The sequence below is a fragment of the Thermoanaerobacterium butyriciformans genome, from assembly GCF_017874545.1.
Lineage (GTDB): Bacteria > Bacillota > Thermoanaerobacteria > Thermoanaerobacterales > Thermoanaerobacteraceae > Thermoanaerobacterium > Thermoanaerobacterium butyriciformans.
Genome location: NZ_JAGGLT010000034.1, coordinates 21,580 through 39,173, shown reverse-complemented (window position 1 = coordinate 39,173; position 17,594 = coordinate 21,580). Strand labels below are relative to the sequence as shown.

Here is a 17,594-nt window from a genome sequence, read left to right as displayed (position 1 = left end):
TCTTATTTTTATCGCAAAATCATTGTTATTTTTTGTATCTAATATCTAATTTATGTCATTGTATGCTGCTGGAAATTAGTTTCCGAAATCACTCTATTATTTTTTAAAATGGCTAAAACTATACTCTTTCCAGATATTCTGATGTTCTTGTGTCTATCTTTATTACGTCTCCCTGATTGACAAATAAAGGCACTTGTATTATAGCTCCTGTTTCAACTTTTGCTGGTTTTGAACCACCTGTTGCAGTATCGCCTTTAAATCCAGGTTCAGTTTCAACTACTTCCAACTCTACAAAAGTAGGGGGTTCTACTGAAAATGCCTCTCCTTTATAGAATTTTATAGTTGCTATCATGTTTTCTTTTAAAAATTTCATTGCATCTTCAACTTTATCGTAATTTAAAGGAATTTGCTCATATGTCTCAGTATCCATGAAATAATAAAGGTTTCCATCATTGTAAAGATACTGCATATCCTTTCTTTCTATTACTGCTTCGTCAACTTTCTCAGTTGGATTAAAAGTTCTTTCAACGACAGCTCCTGTTATTACGTTTTTTAACCTTGTTCTAACAAAAGCAGCTCCTTTACCCGGTTTTACGTGTTGAAAATCAACAACCGTAAAAACTTGACCATCAATGTCAATAGTCATTCCTTTTCTAAATTCTCCTGCTGATACCAATTAAAATCCCTCCATCATTTGTTAAACTTCAATTAGTTCTTTTGGCGAATTTGTCAAATCAATAACGCCATCCTCTTTTAATAATACCATATCTTCTATTCTAACGCCATAGAGTTCAGGAATATATATTCCTGGTTCCACTGTGACAACCATACCTGATTTTAATAAATTAGTTCCTCTCGGTCCCATAAACGGCTTTTCATGTATTTCAAGACCAACGCCATGTCCTAAAGAATGGCCGAAGTAATTACCATAGCCTCTTTCAAAAATTACCCTTCTTGCAAGATAGTCTCCATCTTTTTCTATCATACCCGATTTTAGATTATTAATTGCATTGGTTTGAGCTTCTAAAACAGTATTATAAATTTCTCTCTGCTTTTCATTGGCCCTGCCAACGACAATTGTCCTAGTCATATCAGAGCAATATCCATTTACTTTGCAGCCGTAATCAAAAGTAACAAAATCCCCATTTTCAATAACCTTATCTGAAGCTTTTCCATGAGGCATTGAGGACCTTTTCCCCGAAGCGATTATAAAATCAAATGATTTATCATCTGCTCCAAGTTTTTTCATGTAATATTCCATCTCTATGGCAACATCTTTTTCTTTCATTCCAGGCTTTATAAAATTCAAAAAGTATTTGAAGGTTTCATCTGTAATATACTGTGCCTTTTTGATATTTTCTATTTCTGTCTCATCCTTTATCTCTCTTAAAGATTCCACAAAGCCATTTTCAGGTTTTAGCTCTACTTGTAAAATGTCTTTCAGTTTATTGTACTGTTCAAAAGTTATGTAGTTTCCCTCAAATCCAAGTTTGTTAATACCCATATTTGATATACAATCTCTTATTGCTTCAAAAATATCCGATTTGTGTTCAATTATTTTAAAATCTTCGATTTCATGAGACGCTTGTTCTGTATACCTTGAGTCTGTAATAAAATAAGACTCATTGAGACCTACAATAGCAACGCTATCATCACCTGTAAATCCAGTTAAATATGTTACATTTACAGGTTTAAACACAATAAAACCGTCCAACTCTTTTTCAATCAACAGCCTTTTTGCTGCATCTAATCTATTATTCAAATTATCACTCCTTTAGATTGTCTTCTAATAATTTAACTGCATTTAAAGCAAGGACATAGCTGTACGGTCCAAAGCCCGATATTTGCCCAAGACACCTTGTTGCAGTCACTGAAACGTGTCTAAAGTCTTCACGTTTTTGTATATTAGAAAGATGTACTTCTATTACAGGAATATCTATAGCGCCTATAGCATCCATTATCGCATAGCTATAATGTGAATAAGCACCAGGATTTATTATTATTGCATCAAAATTATTCTTTGCAGAATGAATAAAATCTATTATCTCTCCTTCACTATTCGATTGCTGTATCTTTACTGCCAGCTCTAGTTTTGAGGCTTCTCGTTTTATGATATTATTTATTTCTTCAAAACTAACTTCTCCATAAATATCCGTTTCCCTACTGCCAGTCAAATTTAAATTTGGACCATGTATAATAAGAACTCTCTTCATCACAAAAACCTCACTTTAAAGTTTATTCTCTTATCTGACCATTTCCTAAAATTACATACTTATATGTTGTCAATTCTTTAAGCCCCATAGGCCCTCTTGCATGCATCTTTTGTGTACTTATGCCTATTTCAGCACCAAACCCAAACTCTCCACCATCAGTAAATCTAGTTGAAGCATTGACGTACACTGCTGCAGAATCAATAGATTTTATAAATTTCATTGCATTTGTATAATTTTCTGTCACTATGCTTTCAGAATGTCCAGAGGAATATTTATTTATATGTTCAATAGCACTGTCAACATCTTCTACAATCTTAACGGCAAGTACCAAGTCGAGATATTCTGTTTTCCAATCATCTTCATTTGCTTCTTTTACATCAGGACATATCGATCTACTTAATTCACAGCCACGTATTTCAACACCCAAAGATGTAAGTTTTTCTACCATGATTGGCAAAAACTTTTCTGCCATCTCTCTATGTATAAGAACCTTCTCAATGGCATTGCATACGCCTGGCCTTTGAGTTTTTGCATTTACAATGATTTTGAGAGCCTTTTCTAAATCAGCGTATGAATCAACAAAAACATGGCAATTGCCAACACCGGTTTCTATAACCGGGACTGTAGAATTTTTTATGACATTTTGAATTAAATTAGCACCACCTCTTGGTATAAGCAAATCGATCTTGCCATTTAATTTCATCATGCGGTTAACTTCTTCTCTGTCTGTATTCTCAATAAGTTGTATTGCACCTTTTGGAACTCCAGATTCTTCTGCAGCTTTAGCAATCACTTCAACAATAGCTATATTAGAATTTAATGCATCACTGCCACCTTTCAATATAACTGCATTCCCAGACTTTAAACAAAGCCCTGCAGCATCGGCTGTGACATTTGGCCTTGACTCGTAAATTATTCCTATTACACCAATAGGACAACGCATTCTACCAATCTGAAGTCCATTTGGCCTTTTCCACATTTCCTCTATAGCTCCAACAGGGTCCGGTAATGCAGATATTTCTAAAAGTCCATTGGCCATGCCTTCTATACGCTTTTCGTTTAATCTAAGCCTGTCTATCAAAGATTCTTTAACGCCTTTATTTTCTGCTGCTAAAATATCCTTCTCATTTGCTTCTAATATTCTGTCTTTACTGTTTATAAGCTCATCAGCCATATTTTTAAGAGCTTCATTTTTAACATTTTCATCAAGCATAGCTAATCTTCTTGACGCGCTTTTAGCAATATCAGCCTTTATTTCAACTTCCATGTTCTAAGCCTCCTTAAACAATATTTTATTATACAGTATAAACTAGCTCATAACAACTAGATTGTCTCTATGAATAATTTCATCATAATTTTTATAACCTAAAATCTTCTCAATCTCAGTAGATTTTAATCCTTTTATTTTATCAACTTCTGCTATTGTGTAATTAATCAAACCTCTTGCAATTTCTTTACCATCAATATCAACTATCGATACACAATCACCTACAGAATATTCACCGGAAGTAGATATTATGCCGCTAGGTAATAAGCTTTTTCCTTTATTTAATATAGCTTGTTTTGCTCCGTCATCAATAACCAGCTTACCAGACAAATGTGCATTAAATGCTATCCAAACTTTTCGATTGCTAATGGGATTTTGAGCTGGCATAAATAGGGTGCCTATCTTTTCCCCATTGGCAATTCTATTTAACACATTATCAAGTTTACCATTAGCTATAACCATTTTAACACCTGAATTATAGCATATTTTTGCTGCCTGAATTTTTGTATACATACCGCCAGTGCCAAAATTTGTACCAGTTCCTCCAGCTATTTCAAACAGCTTATCTGAAAATTCTTCTACGACATCTATTAATTTTGCATTAGGTTCTTTAGGGTCCTTGTCATATAGCCCATCGATGTCCGTCAATATAATAAGAAGATCTGCCTCAATAATACTTGCAACTAGTGCTGATAATGTATCATTATCGCCTATTTTTATCTCATCAACAGTAACCGTGTCATTTTCATTTATAATAGGTACTACATTATACTTTAATAAATTTGACAATGTATAGCTTATGTTCAAATACCTATCTCTTATAGAAAAATCATCTTTTGTCAGCAAAAGCTGTGCTGTCGTCTTGCCATACTCATTAAAAAATTTCTCATATAGTTCTATAAGCAAACCTTGACCTATTGCTGCTAATGACTGCTTTTCTGGCAACGTTTTTGGTTTTTTCGTTATATTAAGTTTTCCCATCCCAGCACCAATTGCACCTGATGTAACCAGTATTACTTTATCGCCTCTATTTTGCAAATTAGAAATCTGTCTTGATATTTTTTCCATCATTTCTAAATTAAGCTGGCCATTTTCGTATGTCAATGTACTTGTTCCTACTTTTACAACTATTCTCATAATCATCTGCCCTCAACTTGTCTCTATCTAGTTTTTAACTTAGAATATGCTTCAACAACTGCCAAAGCAGCATCGTCTATTCCCATTTCCGATATATCAATTGTATAATCAGCAAATTCATAAAAATGCTGTCTTTCGTCTAAAAGCATTTTTATCTTTCCATATACATCATCTGTCGCAAGTATTGGTCTGTTATCAGCATCACCTAAATTTCTTAATATTATCTCCGGTCTAGCTTTTAAGCAGATTACAAAACCGTGTTTTCTCAATTGTACTATATTTGACGGATTTAATACAACACCACCACCTGTAGATATGACATGATTTTTTAATCTTGATGCTCTTTTAACTGCAACTTTTTCAATCCCTCTAAAATATTTCTCTCCGTATTTGTCGAATATTTCTGGTATTTTCATCCCACAAATTTTTTCAATCAGACAATCAGTATCAATATATCCAAAGCTTAAAATATCTGCAACCTTCTTACCTACAACTGACTTTCCTGTTGCCATAAATCCTGTTAATGCAATATTTTTCATTGAAACTTTTATCCTCCAATTTTCAATGTTATAAAATATTCATTATTGTTGGTTTGGTGTGACAGTAGGTGCTACTTTTAGACTACTGTTTAATGCACTGTTTATGCTATCTGTTATGATCTTATTTATATCAATTCCTTGAACTGAATTTTGACCACTAGGATTAGTATTCGAACTTTGAGGATTTTGATTTTCCTCAATTAACGGTTTGAAAGGATCTGACTTTCCTTTTATAGAAGGCGCTTCTAAGTAACTTCCCCCTTTTTTATTCATTGAATAAATTACAATATTCATATTAAGTAATAATCCATTAGATTTATTATCACTGGTTATTTCCAAGGATTTTATATCGTTAATTCTTTTTAATGTCTGAATATCTCTTATAAAAGCAGTAATATTTGCATAACCACCAGTGACCTTAATATTAACAGGTATTTCCGTATAATTATTTTTATTGTTACTACTTTTAGCTTGTTGATTATTTACACTCTGCTCTTGACCCTGATTTGAATTAAAATTTATCTCTTCAAAATTTACGCCAGTAGATGAAATTACATCATCAAGAGAAACAATAAATTCCTCTATATTCTCATAATCAGGCAGTTCTTCATTGCTAATCTCTATCTTTTGATTAATATTAATTAAACTGTCTTTTATATTATTTAAATTTATTTTATTGTAACTGGTCACTTCCGCTTTTAAGTTTACTACGTCTTGCTTTAATTTATCGATAACTGCAAGTTGTGTTGTTAAAATAAATTGATAATACAGACTAAACGATGCAACTATCAGCAAAACGACTATAAGTACTTTTTCTCTTGCTGTCAATTTCATATTATTATACCACCTTAAGCATAATTTGCAAAGTATATTGAATCAAACCATTATCAGACTTTTTTGTATCAAGCAAACTTATATCGTCTACATAATCCAGCTTTCTCATATTAAGCATAAAATCTGATAAATATTTATTCATGTATGTATCACCTGTTATCACAATCACATTACCACTAAATTTTATATCTGTCATTGAAACATTATCTGGAACATTAGATGAAATATCGTCAAGTATTTCTGTAATATCAATTTTCTTTTTCGATAATCTCTTTATAATGTCTTGTTTTGACGAATAGTACTTCATTTTATTTTGAAGCTCAGAATATGAATCTTTTTTGTCCTTTATATTGTTCAATTGTTTGTTAAGAACTGCCTTTTCTGATTCGAGGTTCCGTATGTATATTTGGGGTAAAAGTAAAATAGCCATTATAATGCATAACACCACAACAAAGCCAATCAGATTTTTTGTCCTTCTCTTTCTATTCAATTCATGCAATTTTATTTCCTCAGGTATTAAGTTTATATCTTTCAAGTTATTCACCCCTAATCATCGATCCTAATACAGGCATAAAATATGTATATAAATCATCACCACTGGCTGAAACAGGTATTTTAAAATATTCTTCAATATATTTGCCGAGTCCAATGAGCTTTGAAGTCCCTCCTATTAATTGTATCTCATTCAAGCTTTTATGATATGATGACTCAAAAAAATCAAAAATCCTTGATATCTCGATTAGTTTGCTATCTAAATGTTCCTTGATATGTTCTTTTAAATCGCCATACTGTCCATCATCTATTAAAAAAGGTTTTGTCTTTTTATATTCTTCTGCAGAACTAAAATCTATATTGTACATATTTGCAATTATCTCAGTTATATCATTGCCACCAAACTGTACTATTCTACTGAAAGCATACTTCCCCTCATCTAACAGTGTAATATCTGTATATGCAGCACCTATATTTAAAATCGAAATACTACCTTTAAGTTTACATAATTTATTTACTGACTTGTAAATACAATTGCTGTACACATCTATTACTTCTAAACGCATTTTTAGCATATCTGTCAACTTCACATATTCAGATATCATATCTTTTGGCGCTGCTACAATCATGACTTTTGTTTTTTTACTATCTTCATCATTATCAATTTGCTTATAATCGACGATGTATTCATCTGTATTTGGTATGTACTGATCAATTTCGTACCTTAAAGCGCTTTTTAATTCATCATCTTTCATCATAGGCATTATAATTTCTCTTATTATGATATCCGTACTTGAAACACAAAAAAATAGCTTCTTTTCTTTAGGAAAATTCTTCTTCAAAATTTTATTTAAAAATTGAAAAAGTATATTAATATCTTTTATATATCCATTATTTATACAATTATGGGGGGTCCTTTCGATGACCATATTATTTAATTTTGTATTTTTTTTATCAAAACTACCTATCTTGGTGTAAAAACTGCCTATGTCAAAACCGATCATACATGATCCTCTCCATGGTGCTTATGCTCGTTTACGAAATATGCTGCTTGTGTAATCTTGCTTATAATATCCACCTCAAATTGTCGCTTTAGCTCATTAATTTTCGTATACAGCTCACCTCTTTCTGTATCATAATATTTAGGTGGTAAATTGTTTAGTGTCAATGCCATTATATCAAGCTTGCACTTTTCACATTTACACACATCTAAGTCCTTTAATACACTGTCAAGAGTATCTTTTACTGCTTCTTCCATGTAATTTTTTAATTCCATATATCTTCTCTCCTTTAATTTGATGGTGGTATATTGTCAATTGTCCAACTGCTAATAGTAATTGGATTGCCAGTAGCCTGAAGATTTAAAACAAGGTCTGCGTGTCCATAGCTTTTTATATTTCTATAGGTGCCAATAGTTTCAACATGAATATTATATTGCATTCCTTCTTCTTGATTAAATGAAATACTACTTATCTTGTAAATTTGTCCTGTATTTCCTAAGGCAACATTACCTTCATTTAAATATTTATTAAAAACGTAGCTGTATAAATAATTTTTCGTATCGTTAAATATCAAAGAATACAATTGATCCATACTAACCTTATAAGTTCCTTTTTCCATATCGTAATTATTATCAATAATTCTTTGTGCATTGTTTTTTAGCGCAGTAAGTAGATTTGTATTAAACTCTGATTTTAAAATATCAAGCCCTGCCTCAGCAGCATATCTTGATAAAACATCATTGCCATATGAAGCCGAAATTTTAAATTCGGTTAATGAAAGTTCTAAAATAGAAACGCCTAAAACGGTTAGTATTAAAATAACCATCAAAGTAAATATTAGCGCAGAACCTTTGCTATTGGACATTTATAACACTCTTTCTTGGGAAAATATCAGTAGTCAATGAAAATCTACCAGTACCGTCACTATTTTGACCTACAATCTCAATATTTAATACCTTATTATTCTTTAATATTACATTAAATTCAACAATGTTTGTTGCAATTTCATGTCCACGATTTTGATCTAAATATATCTTATTATCTTTGGTGTCTAGCTGTATATAATTGCCATCTATAACAAGGCCATGACCATTATCAATTATATTTATTGATGATGGTCCTTTGTCTAACTGATTTACAATATAATTCATGGCATATCTGACATTTTGTTCAATGTCAATATTATATTGCGTATTTTTATACGATTTGTATCCTGAATAATATAAAGAAGAATAAATTGAAATTACAATTCCTAATAATGCTAAAGTCACCAATAATTCTACCAATGTAAAACCCTTGTTGCTTTTTACCACCATTTTAACCACCAGGGAATTTTTAAATTCACGCTTTTTGCTGCATTTGTTGCTATATCTTTTAGTGTCCTAATATTTTTATTCCATGAATCAATTATATTATTAACAATTGTTATCACACCACCTAACCCTAACTTTGGAAGTACCACAAAAAGAGTAAATAACGTTGCCCATGTCACGACTATAACTAAAGTTACAATATCTTTTAGTCTATTTATTATATCATCGTAATTTCCATCGTCTGTATATACATTCGGTGGTGTATAACCAGTAATTTCTGCGGATGGTGCAACAGCATATAGTACAAAAGGTTGCGCATTTGATTGCAATTTGCTAATACTAATTTTGTACTTTGTAACTCCATTTCCCATATCAACTTTTGACTGATTGGGATCTTCTATCAGATAATATCCACTTGGTATGTTCCAATTATACACATTTGTGTTTCCTGCCTTTATGTCTTCCGCAATACTTTGTGCAATAGTAGCTTCTTGTGTTCTTATTTTTGAATCTGCATTTGTAATTACTGACTCATGAAATACTCCTAAGAGAGGTATAGCCGCGATTGCAAATAGCGCTATTGCAACAAGCACTTCAATCAGTGTCATGCCCAATGAATTTTTTAAATATTTCATTGATTCCACCTCAATAATTCCCTTTTATCATTACTCTTCCTGTAGCAGGTAAAATGGTTATGTCTATCCTTTTTTTTGAATTTAATAAACTTATTGTACAGCCACCAGGTGTTGGAGCACCTTGATTTGAAAAAGATATTTTTAAAGGGTTTTGTGATAGATCCCAACTTATCATTATACCATCAGGTAATTTCTTTGACTTTATTCTTTTCACCATTGTATCAGGCTTATATATGTCGTATTCTTTATGGTCAGATTGTAGTATTAAATACAAACTTTCATTTTCATGAATATTTTTATACTGGACGTATCTTATATCGCTTATAAGTTCATTTGCCACCATTCTTAAACGCATCTCAGAGGTCTTTGAATTGAAAAAATCTGTCTTTGGAACTGTTATCAATACGATGATAGAAAATATCGACACTACTGTTATTAACTCTATCAAAGTCAATCCATTCTCATTTGCTTTTAAAACTCTCCACATGTTTTCATCCTCTTATAAGTTTTATGTATAGATTCAGCAAATCGTATCCGTATAATATAGAGATAATACAAGCAGCGCTTATGTACGGTCCAAATGGGATATAATCCTTTCTCGTCTTGATTTTCAAGACAATCAACGTTATACCTCCAACAGCACCTAATAATACTGCTATAAATAATGTCGATATTGTAAGCTTCCATCCTATAAAAAGACCAATCAATGCCATAAGCTTTATGTCTCCTCCACCCATACCGCCACCTGACAATAAAGATATAAGGAGAAGCACTCCTCCGCCTAAAAAAAAGCCTACAATATAATCCCATACTCCATAATTAAACATCAGCACTCTAAATATTGCCCCAGCTATCAAGCCTGTCAAAATTATTTTATTTGGTATAACCTTATGCTCTATGTCTATAAATGTTATGACAATCAATAATGACGTTAAAAAAGCATACGACAGCGACTTTATAGATATACCAAAATATATAAATAATATAAGATATATGAGTCCTGTAATAAGCTCTACAATAGGATATCTTATGGATATCTTATTACAACAGTACCTACATCTGCCTTTCAATAAAATGTAACTAAATATAGGCACTAGGTCATAGGTCTTTAATTCGCTTTTGCATTTTGTACAGTGGGATGGAGGATACACTATCGATTCATTCTTTGGAAGTCTGTATATAACGACATTTAAAAAGCTTCCTACTATGGCACCAAATATAAAAATAAGCAGGTATAAAATAAACATTTTTGCCTCCTAAGATGAGTATATGTGGGCACCATATGGTGCCCGAAATATTATTGAATTATTTCGTATTTTACTGTGGCTAACGGAGTACCATTCTGACCTATAGATACACTAACAGTGTTATTAGTAGTATCTATACTTATATAAAATTGACTATTACTGCTAGATTGTGGTTTAACGTTAGAATCTAGATATCCATCAGTTGCTAATTTATCAGTTGTTAATTGTGTGTTTTCATCTGCATGATCAGTTATCCACCGTGCTGCTGCTTCTGCAATAGTTTGTGCCGTTGCCTTATCAGCATTAACTTTTGCTTGGTTTAAAGTTCCTGTAAATCTCGGTACTGCAATTGCTGCAAGTATTCCAAGTATTGCTATTACGACAATCAACTCAATCAATGTAAAACCTTTTTCATCTTTATTTAATGCCTTTACAAACCATCCCATGCTATTCACCCCCTTCCCAATAAATTATCTATTGACCCACAAAGTTGTACATCTGGAACATAGGCATTACTATCGACACCACTATGAATCCAACTACTAATGCTAATACGACTATTATCAAAGGCTCTATCAAAGTGGTCATCTGCGACACAGCTGTGTCAACTTCACTGTCATAAAAATCTGCCGTCTTTTTCAATATGCTATCTAAAGAGCCTGAATCTTCCCCTACATTTACCATTTGAATCACCATGGGAGGAAATATATTCATCTTTTTCAAAGGCTCCGCAAGGCTATTTCCCCTTTTTATATCTTCTTCAGCTCTTTTAAGCCCGTTTGCAACAATAGAATTCCCAACTACTTTTTCTACGACAGACAACGCTTCAATAAGCGGTATTCCTGAACTTATAAGTGTTGATAGTGTACGTGTAAACCTAGATGTAATTATTTTTATATTTAAAGGCCCGAATATAGGTATTTTTAGTATAAGTGCATCGTAAAATTCTCTTCCCTTCTCAGTCTTTAAAACTCTTGTAATCATGAACACTAACAATAAAATGTCACCTAAATACACATACCAAAAATGTGATATAGAATCGCTTAACCCTAAGAGTATCAAAGTAGGCAGCGGCAATTGTGCACCTGCATTTTTAAACATGCTTACAAATGTAGGAAGAACATTTGTAACAAGAAATATCACTACCAATATTGCAACGATAGAAACAATCATAGGGTATGCCAACGCTGATTTTATTTTTTGATTTAGATTATTTTCTTTCTCAAAATGGTCAGCCATCTCATTTAAGACATTGTCCAGCGTACCGCTTACTTCACCTGCTTCTATCATGTTAAATAAAAGCATTGGAAATACATCTGAATGTCTTCTCATTGATTCAGAAAGGCTTTTCCCTTTTTGTACATCTTCATATACATCTGACAATGCCTTTTTTAGCTTTTTATTTTCAACTTGTTCCGCCATAGTTGCCAGTGACGTCACTATTGGAATCCCTGCATTAATAAGAACTGCAAACTGTCTGCAAAAAACCGCTATATCCTTTACCTTTACTTTACGTGCAGAACTGATGCTTTCAAAGACATCTTTTTTATCTTCTTTTTCTTTTATATCCAAAATGTAATAATTTTTCTGTCTTAGATTATCTATACAAGATGACAATGTATCAAACTCAAGTGTTCCTGTTATGAGATTTCCATCAATATCCTTTGCTTTATATATATAAGTTGGCATATTAGCCATCCTTTCAAGCATTTGTATATTTACAATGCCAATTTTGAAAAGTTTTCCCTGTCTACACAATATGTCAATGCATCATCCATCGAAATCAAATTCTTTTTTAAAAGCTGTGATATTGACATATCCATTGTCATCATTCCAAATTTACTTCCTGTTTGAACCATAGATTGGATTTGGAATGATTTACCTTCTCTAATCAAATTCCTTATGGCAGGAGTCGCTATCATTACCTCAACAGCCACAACACGTCCTGAATTATCAAGTTTAGGCAGCAACTGCTGTGAAATTATGCCTTCTAACACATTCGAAAGCTGTACTTTTATCTGCTGTTGTTGATACGGAGGAAATACATCTATAATTCTGTCAATAGTCTTAGCAGAGCCTATAGTATGCAATGTAGATAATACGAGATGTCCTGTTTCAGCAGCAGTTATAGCTATCTGTATTGTTTCTAAATCTCTCATCTCACCTACAAGTATGACATCAGGATCTTCTCGTAAAGCAGCCCTTAGTGCACTAGCATAAGACAATGCATCGTGACCTATCTCTCTTTGATTTACTATGCTTTTTTTGTGTTTATGTAGATACTCTATCGGATCTTCAAGAGTCAATATATGGCAATTTCGCACATCATTTATCAGATCAATCATAGATGCAAGTGTTGTGGATTTCCCGCTGCCTGTTGGACCTGTTACAAGTATAAGGCCACGAGTTTTCAATGAAAGCTCTTTTATAACCTCTGGAAGTCCCAATTCATCGATAGTCGGTATTCGCAATGCAACAGACCTTATTGCAAGACTATATGTACCTCTCTGTTTGTAGGCATTTATTCTAAATCTTCCAAGCCCTTGTACAGAATACGAAAGATCTATGTCACCTGTCTCTTCAAGTTTTTTTAGTTCATCGCTTGAAAGCAAGTCCTTTGTGATTTCTTCCGTATCTTGCGGTGTCAACTGTGGTAGATCAAGCTTTATAAGTTGCCCGTTGATTCTTAATACAGGAGGAACACCTACCGTTACATGTAAATCAGATGCACCGTTTTTTACAACTAACGTCAATAGTTCAATTGTTTTCATCTTATCACCTTAAACAAGTAATTTAAAAGTAGTCACATATAACTTATCAAAGTTCATTTAATAACTATCATCATACGTCAGTCTAAGCATTTCATCAATTGTGGTAATACCATCTAAAACAAGCTTTTTTGCACTTTCTCTAAGTGTATTCATGCCGTTTGAAACAGCTTCATTTGCAATCACATCTGCCGAAGCCTTTTCATTTGTAAGCTCCTTTATCTTAGGTGTCATCATCATTATTTCATATATTGGAACTCTGCCTCTATACCCTGTTTTATTACAGACGGCACATCCTCTACCTTTATGCAATTTAAGAGATTTTTCCGTATCTAGTCCTAGAATAAGCTTTTCTCTGTGAGATGCCTCATACTCTATCTTACAGTTATTGCATATTTTCCTCGCCAACCTCTGTGCAATAACGCCAACAATCGATGAAGAAACAAGATAAGGTTCTATCCCCATATCGATTAGCCTCGTTATCGCACCTGCAGAGTCATTTGTATGTAACGTAGACAAAACCAAATGCCCTGTAATTGATGACCTTATGGCTATTTCTGCAGTTTCTCTATCCCTTATTTCACCAATCATTATTATATCAGGATCTTGTCTTAATATGGATCTTAAAGCCGCTGCAAACGTAAGGCCTGCTTTTTCATTGACCTGTACCTGATTCAAGCCTTCAAGTGTATATTCAACTGGATCTTCAACGGTTATTATATTTATATCAGGCTTATTAAGTTCGTTTAGCATGGCATAAAGTGTTGTAGTTTTACCGCTTCCAGTAGGACCTGTAAGAAGAATTATGCCATTGGGATGGCACAGTAAATCATCAAACAACTTCATGTCCTTGTCATTCAAACCTAATTTATCTTTAGTAATTATATAACCGCTTTTATCCAATATCCTAAGTACAAGTTTTTCTCCATAAATCGTAGGCAATGAAGACACTCTTATATCGATATTTTTACCATCCACAATTGTTTCAATCTTTCCGTCTTGCGGCAATCTTCTTTCTGCAATATTCATATTTGCCATTATTTTTATCCTTGTTATGACAGGTCCTTGAGTGCTTTTAAAAACTCTCATTGCTTCATGCAGTTCACCGTCAACTCTAAATCTTATCCTCAAATCATTCTCTGTAGGCTCTATATGTACATCAGATGCACGGTTTTTAACTGCTTGTTCAATGATCGAATTAACAAGCCTTACTGCAGGTGCATTGTTTATCTCATCTTCAGAAATACCTTTTAATAAATTGCTATCAATTTCTATACCATCTTGGCCTAACTCTTTCTTAAAATCTTGTACTGCCTTTTCCGCTTCTTCTTTGCCAAAAACTCTATCAATCGCTTTTAATATACCATCTTCAGATGCAATCAACGGTTTTACTTCTTGCTTCGTTATAAGCTTTATATCATCTATAGCAAATATATTAAGAGGATCTGCCATTGCAACAAATAGACCATCATTATCCTTTTTTATGGGTATTGCAACATGCCTCTTAGCTAATGATTCCGGAATCAGTTTGGCAACATTTGGGTCAATAAAAACTTTTTTTATATCGATATGTGGTATACCAAGCTGAAACTCTAAAGCCTCAATGATTTGCTCTTCAGTCAAATAACCCTCTTTAACAAGTATTTTACCAAGTTTTTCACCTGTCATCTTTTGAATCTTTATGGCATTATTAAGCTGATTTTCATCTATCAGACCGACTTCTACGAGAAGGTCTCCTAATTTCTTCTTTACCATTAAGGCCCCTCCAAAATAAATAAAGCCGACAATGATGCCGGTTGCGCCACCATATCAATGAGTCGTAAAGCGCCCAAATATAGACTCACATCATCTACATCTACCAATTCTAAAATTATTCAAAAACTGAAATTACCTATAAATTATATTCTACATTATTTAACAAAATCCTTCTTTTTGAGAATATTTAAAATAATACTCCTGTTGAAATTCACACCAGTCCATATTTTAAAAGAATGATTTGCTTGGTTAATAAGCATATCAAATCCATTAAGATTTCTAATACCGCATTTTTCTGCATAACTTAGCAATAGTGTCTTTTCAGGATTATAGATAATATCATAAACAAATTTTGCTTTTACTACGACATTTTCATCTACTGGAGATAAATTAATATTTGGAGACATACCGACGCTTGTAGCATTTACTAGAATATCTATTTCTTCTAGCTGATTCAAATCATCATACGTAACATCAATACAATTTATGCCCAGATTATTTTTTATGTAGGTGCTAAGATTTCTTGCCTTTTCTTTCGATCTATTTGCGACAATTATTGTTCTGACACCTGCAAGCGAAAGTCCTACTGCAACAGCTCTTGCGGCACCACCAGCTCCAAGTATTACCGCATTTTTCCCTTCAACTTCTATACCATGCTCTTTAAGTGATTCGCTAAACCCTGTAACATCAGTATTGTATCCTTCTAATATTCCATTATTATTTTTTATCGTGTTAACTGCACCTATTAGCTTCGCTTCATCAGATACATAATCTAGATATTTTATGACATTTTCTTTATGAGGCACCGTAACATTTATACCTTTTATGCCTAATGCTTTTATACCTAAAATCGCATCTTTTAAATTTTCTTCATATACATCAAAAGACACGTAAACCGAGTTTAAATTATTACTTTCAAATGCCGCATTATGTATTAATGGTGACAAGCTATGTCCAATAGGATGTCCTATTATCCCGTAAATATCAGTTTTTGTGTCTATGCGCATATCTTCTCACACCTTTTTTAATACTCTTCTTTCAAGTTTTCTCATCAATTTGGTCCAGCCAAACTCTTCACTTGATAAAGGCCTTACAAGTATTGTGAAGAGTCCAACTCTGTGTCCTCCAAGTATGTCTGTAAAAATTTGGTCACCAATGATGGCAGTTTCTTCAGGCTTGGAATCAAGCATTTTTAAAGCCTTATAAAAAGCAGCTTTTCTTGGCTTGATTGCCCAAGAAACTCCTTGTATACCTATATTTTTTGTAAAATTATTGACCCTTTTCGTCGTATTATTTGATATCAAACAAATTTTAAACCCTTTTGATTTCAAAAACTTAAATAAATTAATAACTTTTCGATCAGGATTTAATATTTTTTGAGGTACAAGTGTATTATCAATATCAAAAACTAATGAAGTTATACCTCTTTCTTTTAATTCCTCAAAATTTATATCGTATATTGAATTTACATACATATCAGGAATCAATTTTTTATACAATAAATTCACCCCAAACTTACTTTTTAATTATACTTTATAAAAAAATAAACTGTCAATATAGACAGCTTCAGATTTATGACGATAAATTTGAAATTTGTATTTACTCTAAATTTTTAAGTTTTTAAACATATAAATTCTTTATTACATCGTCATTTCTTTAAATAATTTGCTTAACGCTTTCTTTTCTATTCTTGATACATATGACCTTGAAATGCCAAGCATTTTTGCTATTTCCCTTTGCGTCTTGGCACCGCCATTTACGAGTCCATATCTCAATTCTATTATCAACCTTTCCCTGCTTTTAAGGGCACTATTTATCTTGCTATATAATTTTTTTATCTGCATCTTTAACTCTACTTGATCACTGATTTCATCTGTTTCAGTGCCCAATATGTCAATTAGCGAAATTGCATTGCCTTCTTTATCAATACCTATGGGATCCTGCAATGAAATCTCTGATTTTATCTTTTTTTCAGCTCTCAACGACATCAATATTTCGTTTTCAATACATCGAGCAGCATACGTTGCCAAGTGCGTTCCTTTTGAAGCATCATAAGTTGTAATAGCTTTTATAAGCCCGATTGTTCCAATTGATATAAGATCATCGACATCTTTTCCTGTATTGCTGTATTTCTTAACAATATGTGCAACAAGTCTCAAGTTTCTTTCAATCAAAATGTTCTTCGCCTCTTCGTCGCCGTTTTTATAGGCTTCAAAATATTTTTTTTCTTCTTCTGCTGTAAGAGGCTGGGGAAATGAACTAGCATTTGTTAAATAGCCAAAATTAATTATATCTTTTACAATTGACGTAATTAGTGCAATAAGTGCTGCCCACATTATTGACACCTCCATATTTTAAGTCACATAAAAAATATATGCACGCTAAAATGTTTA

General features: G+C 32.6%; 22 protein-coding genes. All 22 read right to left on the bottom strand.

Features of this window, described 5'->3' with window-relative positions; all coding sequences use genetic code 11:
- Positions 1–118: 118 nt before the first annotated feature.
- Positions 119–676 carry an elongation factor P gene (efp, locus tag J2Z80_RS13005; RefSeq protein ID WP_209454766.1) on the bottom strand — a complete coding sequence of 186 codons (558 nt, stop codon included), beginning with the start codon at positions 674–676 and terminating at the stop codon, positions 119–121.
- 21 nt (positions 677–697) lie between these two features.
- Positions 698–1,762: a M24 family metallopeptidase gene (locus tag J2Z80_RS13000; protein ID WP_209454765.1), complete on the bottom strand. Its 1,065-nt coding sequence runs from the start codon at positions 1,760–1,762 to the stop codon at positions 698–700.
- 4 nt (positions 1,763–1,766) lie between these two features.
- Entirely contained in the window at positions 1,767–2,213 is a 447-nt protein-coding gene (gene aroQ, locus J2Z80_RS12995) for a type II 3-dehydroquinate dehydratase (RefSeq protein WP_209454764.1), read from the bottom strand.
- 22 nt (positions 2,214–2,235) lie between these two features.
- The gene (locus J2Z80_RS12990; protein WP_209454763.1) at positions 2,236–3,480 is read right to left on the bottom strand and encodes a glutamate-5-semialdehyde dehydrogenase; all 1,245 of its coding nucleotides are present in this window, start codon (positions 3,478–3,480) and stop codon (positions 2,236–2,238) included.
- A 42-nt stretch (positions 3,481–3,522) separates the two neighbouring features.
- On the bottom strand, positions 3,523–4,617 hold the full coding sequence (gene proB / locus J2Z80_RS12985; RefSeq protein WP_209454762.1) for a glutamate 5-kinase: 1,095 nt from the start codon (positions 4,615–4,617) through the stop codon (positions 3,523–3,525).
- A 23-nt stretch (positions 4,618–4,640) separates the two neighbouring features.
- Positions 4,641–5,156 carry a shikimate kinase gene (locus J2Z80_RS12980; RefSeq protein WP_209454761.1) on the bottom strand — a complete coding sequence of 172 codons (516 nt, stop codon included), beginning with the start codon at positions 5,154–5,156 and terminating at the stop codon, positions 4,641–4,643.
- A gap of 42 nt (positions 5,157–5,198) precedes the next feature.
- The gene (locus J2Z80_RS12975; RefSeq protein ID WP_209454760.1) at positions 5,199–5,990 is read right to left on the bottom strand and encodes a type IV pilus inner membrane component PilO; all 792 of its coding nucleotides are present in this window, start codon (positions 5,988–5,990) and stop codon (positions 5,199–5,201) included.
- 4 nt (positions 5,991–5,994) lie between these two features.
- Positions 5,995–6,534, bottom strand: coding sequence for a PilN domain-containing protein (locus tag J2Z80_RS12970; RefSeq protein ID WP_303264607.1), 540 nt, complete (start codon positions 6,532–6,534; stop codon positions 5,995–5,997).
- Positions 6,527–7,486 carry a pilus assembly protein PilM gene (pilM, locus tag J2Z80_RS12965; protein ID WP_209454758.1) on the bottom strand — a complete coding sequence of 320 codons (960 nt, stop codon included), beginning with the start codon at positions 7,484–7,486 and terminating at the stop codon, positions 6,527–6,529. Before pilM ends, J2Z80_RS12970 begins: the two co-directional genes overlap by 8 nt.
- On the bottom strand, positions 7,483–7,758 hold the full coding sequence (locus J2Z80_RS12960; RefSeq protein WP_209454757.1) for a late competence development ComFB family protein: 276 nt from the start codon (positions 7,756–7,758) through the stop codon (positions 7,483–7,485). Before J2Z80_RS12960 ends, pilM begins: the two co-directional genes overlap by 4 nt.
- Before the next feature lie 14 nt (positions 7,759–7,772).
- The gene (locus J2Z80_RS12955; RefSeq protein ID WP_209454756.1) at positions 7,773–8,348 is read right to left on the bottom strand and encodes a pilus assembly PilX N-terminal domain-containing protein; all 576 of its coding nucleotides are present in this window, start codon (positions 8,346–8,348) and stop codon (positions 7,773–7,775) included.
- Positions 8,338–8,799, bottom strand: a complete 462-nt coding sequence (locus J2Z80_RS12950; RefSeq protein WP_209454768.1) for a type II secretion system protein — start codon at positions 8,797–8,799, stop codon at positions 8,338–8,340. Before J2Z80_RS12950 ends, J2Z80_RS12955 begins: the two co-directional genes overlap by 11 nt.
- Positions 8,790–9,431, bottom strand: coding sequence for a type IV pilus modification PilV family protein (locus J2Z80_RS12945; RefSeq protein WP_209454755.1), 642 nt, complete (start codon positions 9,429–9,431; stop codon positions 8,790–8,792). Before J2Z80_RS12945 ends, J2Z80_RS12950 begins: the two co-directional genes overlap by 10 nt.
- A gap of 10 nt (positions 9,432–9,441) precedes the next feature.
- Positions 9,442–9,918, bottom strand: a complete 477-nt coding sequence (locus J2Z80_RS12940) for a prepilin-type N-terminal cleavage/methylation domain-containing protein (protein ID WP_209454754.1) — start codon at positions 9,916–9,918, stop codon at positions 9,442–9,444.
- Between the two features lie 4 nt (positions 9,919–9,922).
- On the bottom strand, positions 9,923–10,678 hold the full coding sequence (locus tag J2Z80_RS12935; RefSeq protein ID WP_209454753.1) for a prepilin peptidase: 756 nt from the start codon (positions 10,676–10,678) through the stop codon (positions 9,923–9,925).
- A gap of 50 nt (positions 10,679–10,728) precedes the next feature.
- The gene (locus J2Z80_RS12930; RefSeq protein ID WP_094398079.1) at positions 10,729–11,124 is read right to left on the bottom strand and encodes a type II secretion system protein; all 396 of its coding nucleotides are present in this window, start codon (positions 11,122–11,124) and stop codon (positions 10,729–10,731) included.
- Between the two features lie 28 nt (positions 11,125–11,152).
- Positions 11,153–12,367, bottom strand: a complete 1,215-nt coding sequence (locus J2Z80_RS12925) for a type II secretion system F family protein (RefSeq protein WP_099253639.1) — start codon at positions 12,365–12,367, stop codon at positions 11,153–11,155.
- A 29-nt stretch (positions 12,368–12,396) separates the two neighbouring features.
- Positions 12,397–13,449: a type IV pilus twitching motility protein PilT gene (locus J2Z80_RS12920; RefSeq protein ID WP_209454752.1), complete on the bottom strand. Its 1,053-nt coding sequence runs from the start codon at positions 13,447–13,449 to the stop codon at positions 12,397–12,399.
- 57 nt (positions 13,450–13,506) lie between these two features.
- Positions 13,507–15,201 (bottom strand): GspE/PulE family protein, encoded by a 1,695-nt coding sequence (locus J2Z80_RS12915; protein ID WP_209454751.1) that lies wholly within the window; start codon positions 15,199–15,201, stop codon positions 13,507–13,509.
- 155 nt (positions 15,202–15,356) lie between these two features.
- The gene (aroE, locus tag J2Z80_RS12910) at positions 15,357–16,208 is read right to left on the bottom strand and encodes a shikimate dehydrogenase (protein ID WP_209454750.1); all 852 of its coding nucleotides are present in this window, start codon (positions 16,206–16,208) and stop codon (positions 15,357–15,359) included.
- Between the two features lie 6 nt (positions 16,209–16,214).
- Positions 16,215–16,700: a YqeG family HAD IIIA-type phosphatase gene (locus tag J2Z80_RS12905; protein WP_209454749.1), complete on the bottom strand. Its 486-nt coding sequence runs from the start codon at positions 16,698–16,700 to the stop codon at positions 16,215–16,217.
- 141 nt (positions 16,701–16,841) lie between these two features.
- Positions 16,842–17,537 carry an RNA polymerase sporulation sigma factor SigK gene (gene sigK, locus J2Z80_RS12900; RefSeq protein ID WP_132775293.1) on the bottom strand — a complete coding sequence of 232 codons (696 nt, stop codon included), beginning with the start codon at positions 17,535–17,537 and terminating at the stop codon, positions 16,842–16,844.
- Positions 17,538–17,594 lie beyond the last annotated feature (57 nt).

Excerpts from the sequence above, each read along its gene's own strand:
- aroE (WP_209454750.1), bottom strand. The coding sequence starts at position 16,208 with ATGCGCATAGACACAAAAACTGATATTTACGGGATAATAGGACATCCT.
- J2Z80_RS12935 (WP_209454753.1), bottom strand. The coding sequence starts at position 10,678 with ATGTTTATTTTATACCTGCTTATTTTTATATTTGGTGCCATAGTAGGA.
- J2Z80_RS12940 (WP_209454754.1), bottom strand. The coding sequence starts at position 9,918 with ATGTGGAGAGTTTTAAAAGCAAATGAGAATGGATTGACTTTGATAGAG.
- J2Z80_RS12960 (WP_209454757.1), bottom strand. The coding sequence starts at position 7,758 with ATGGAATTAAAAAATTACATGGAAGAAGCAGTAAAAGATACTCTTGAC.
- proB (WP_209454762.1), bottom strand. The coding sequence starts at position 4,617 with ATGAGAATAGTTGTAAAAGTAGGAACAAGTACATTGACATACGAAAAT.
- J2Z80_RS12990 (WP_209454763.1), bottom strand. The coding sequence starts at position 3,480 with ATGGAAGTTGAAATAAAGGCTGATATTGCTAAAAGCGCGTCAAGAAGA.
- J2Z80_RS12915 (WP_209454751.1), bottom strand. The coding sequence starts at position 15,201 with ATGGTAAAGAAGAAATTAGGAGACCTTCTCGTAGAAGTCGGTCTGATA.
- J2Z80_RS12980 (WP_209454761.1), bottom strand. The coding sequence starts at position 5,156 with ATGAAAAATATTGCATTAACAGGATTTATGGCAACAGGAAAGTCAGTT.
- J2Z80_RS12945 (WP_209454755.1), bottom strand. The coding sequence starts at position 9,431 with ATGAAATATTTAAAAAATTCATTGGGCATGACACTGATTGAAGTGCTT.
- J2Z80_RS12920 (WP_209454752.1), bottom strand. The coding sequence starts at position 13,449 with ATGAAAACAATTGAACTATTGACGTTAGTTGTAAAAAACGGTGCATCT.
- J2Z80_RS12930 (WP_094398079.1), bottom strand. The coding sequence starts at position 11,124 with ATGGGATGGTTTGTAAAGGCATTAAATAAAGATGAAAAAGGTTTTACA.
- pilM (WP_209454758.1), bottom strand. The coding sequence starts at position 7,486 with ATGATCGGTTTTGACATAGGCAGTTTTTACACCAAGATAGGTAGTTTT.
- J2Z80_RS12955 (WP_209454756.1), bottom strand. The coding sequence starts at position 8,348 with ATGTCCAATAGCAAAGGTTCTGCGCTAATATTTACTTTGATGGTTATT.
- aroQ (WP_209454764.1), bottom strand. The coding sequence starts at position 2,213 with ATGAAGAGAGTTCTTATTATACATGGTCCAAATTTAAATTTGACTGGC.
- J2Z80_RS12950 (WP_209454768.1), bottom strand. The coding sequence starts at position 8,799 with ATGGTGGTAAAAAGCAACAAGGGTTTTACATTGGTAGAATTATTGGTG.
- sigK (WP_132775293.1), bottom strand. The coding sequence starts at position 17,537 with ATGTGGGCAGCACTTATTGCACTAATTACGTCAATTGTAAAAGATATA.
- J2Z80_RS12925 (WP_099253639.1), bottom strand. The coding sequence starts at position 12,367 with ATGCCAACTTATATATATAAAGCAAAGGATATTGATGGAAATCTCATA.
- J2Z80_RS12975 (WP_209454760.1), bottom strand. The coding sequence starts at position 5,990 with ATGAAATTGACAGCAAGAGAAAAAGTACTTATAGTCGTTTTGCTGATA.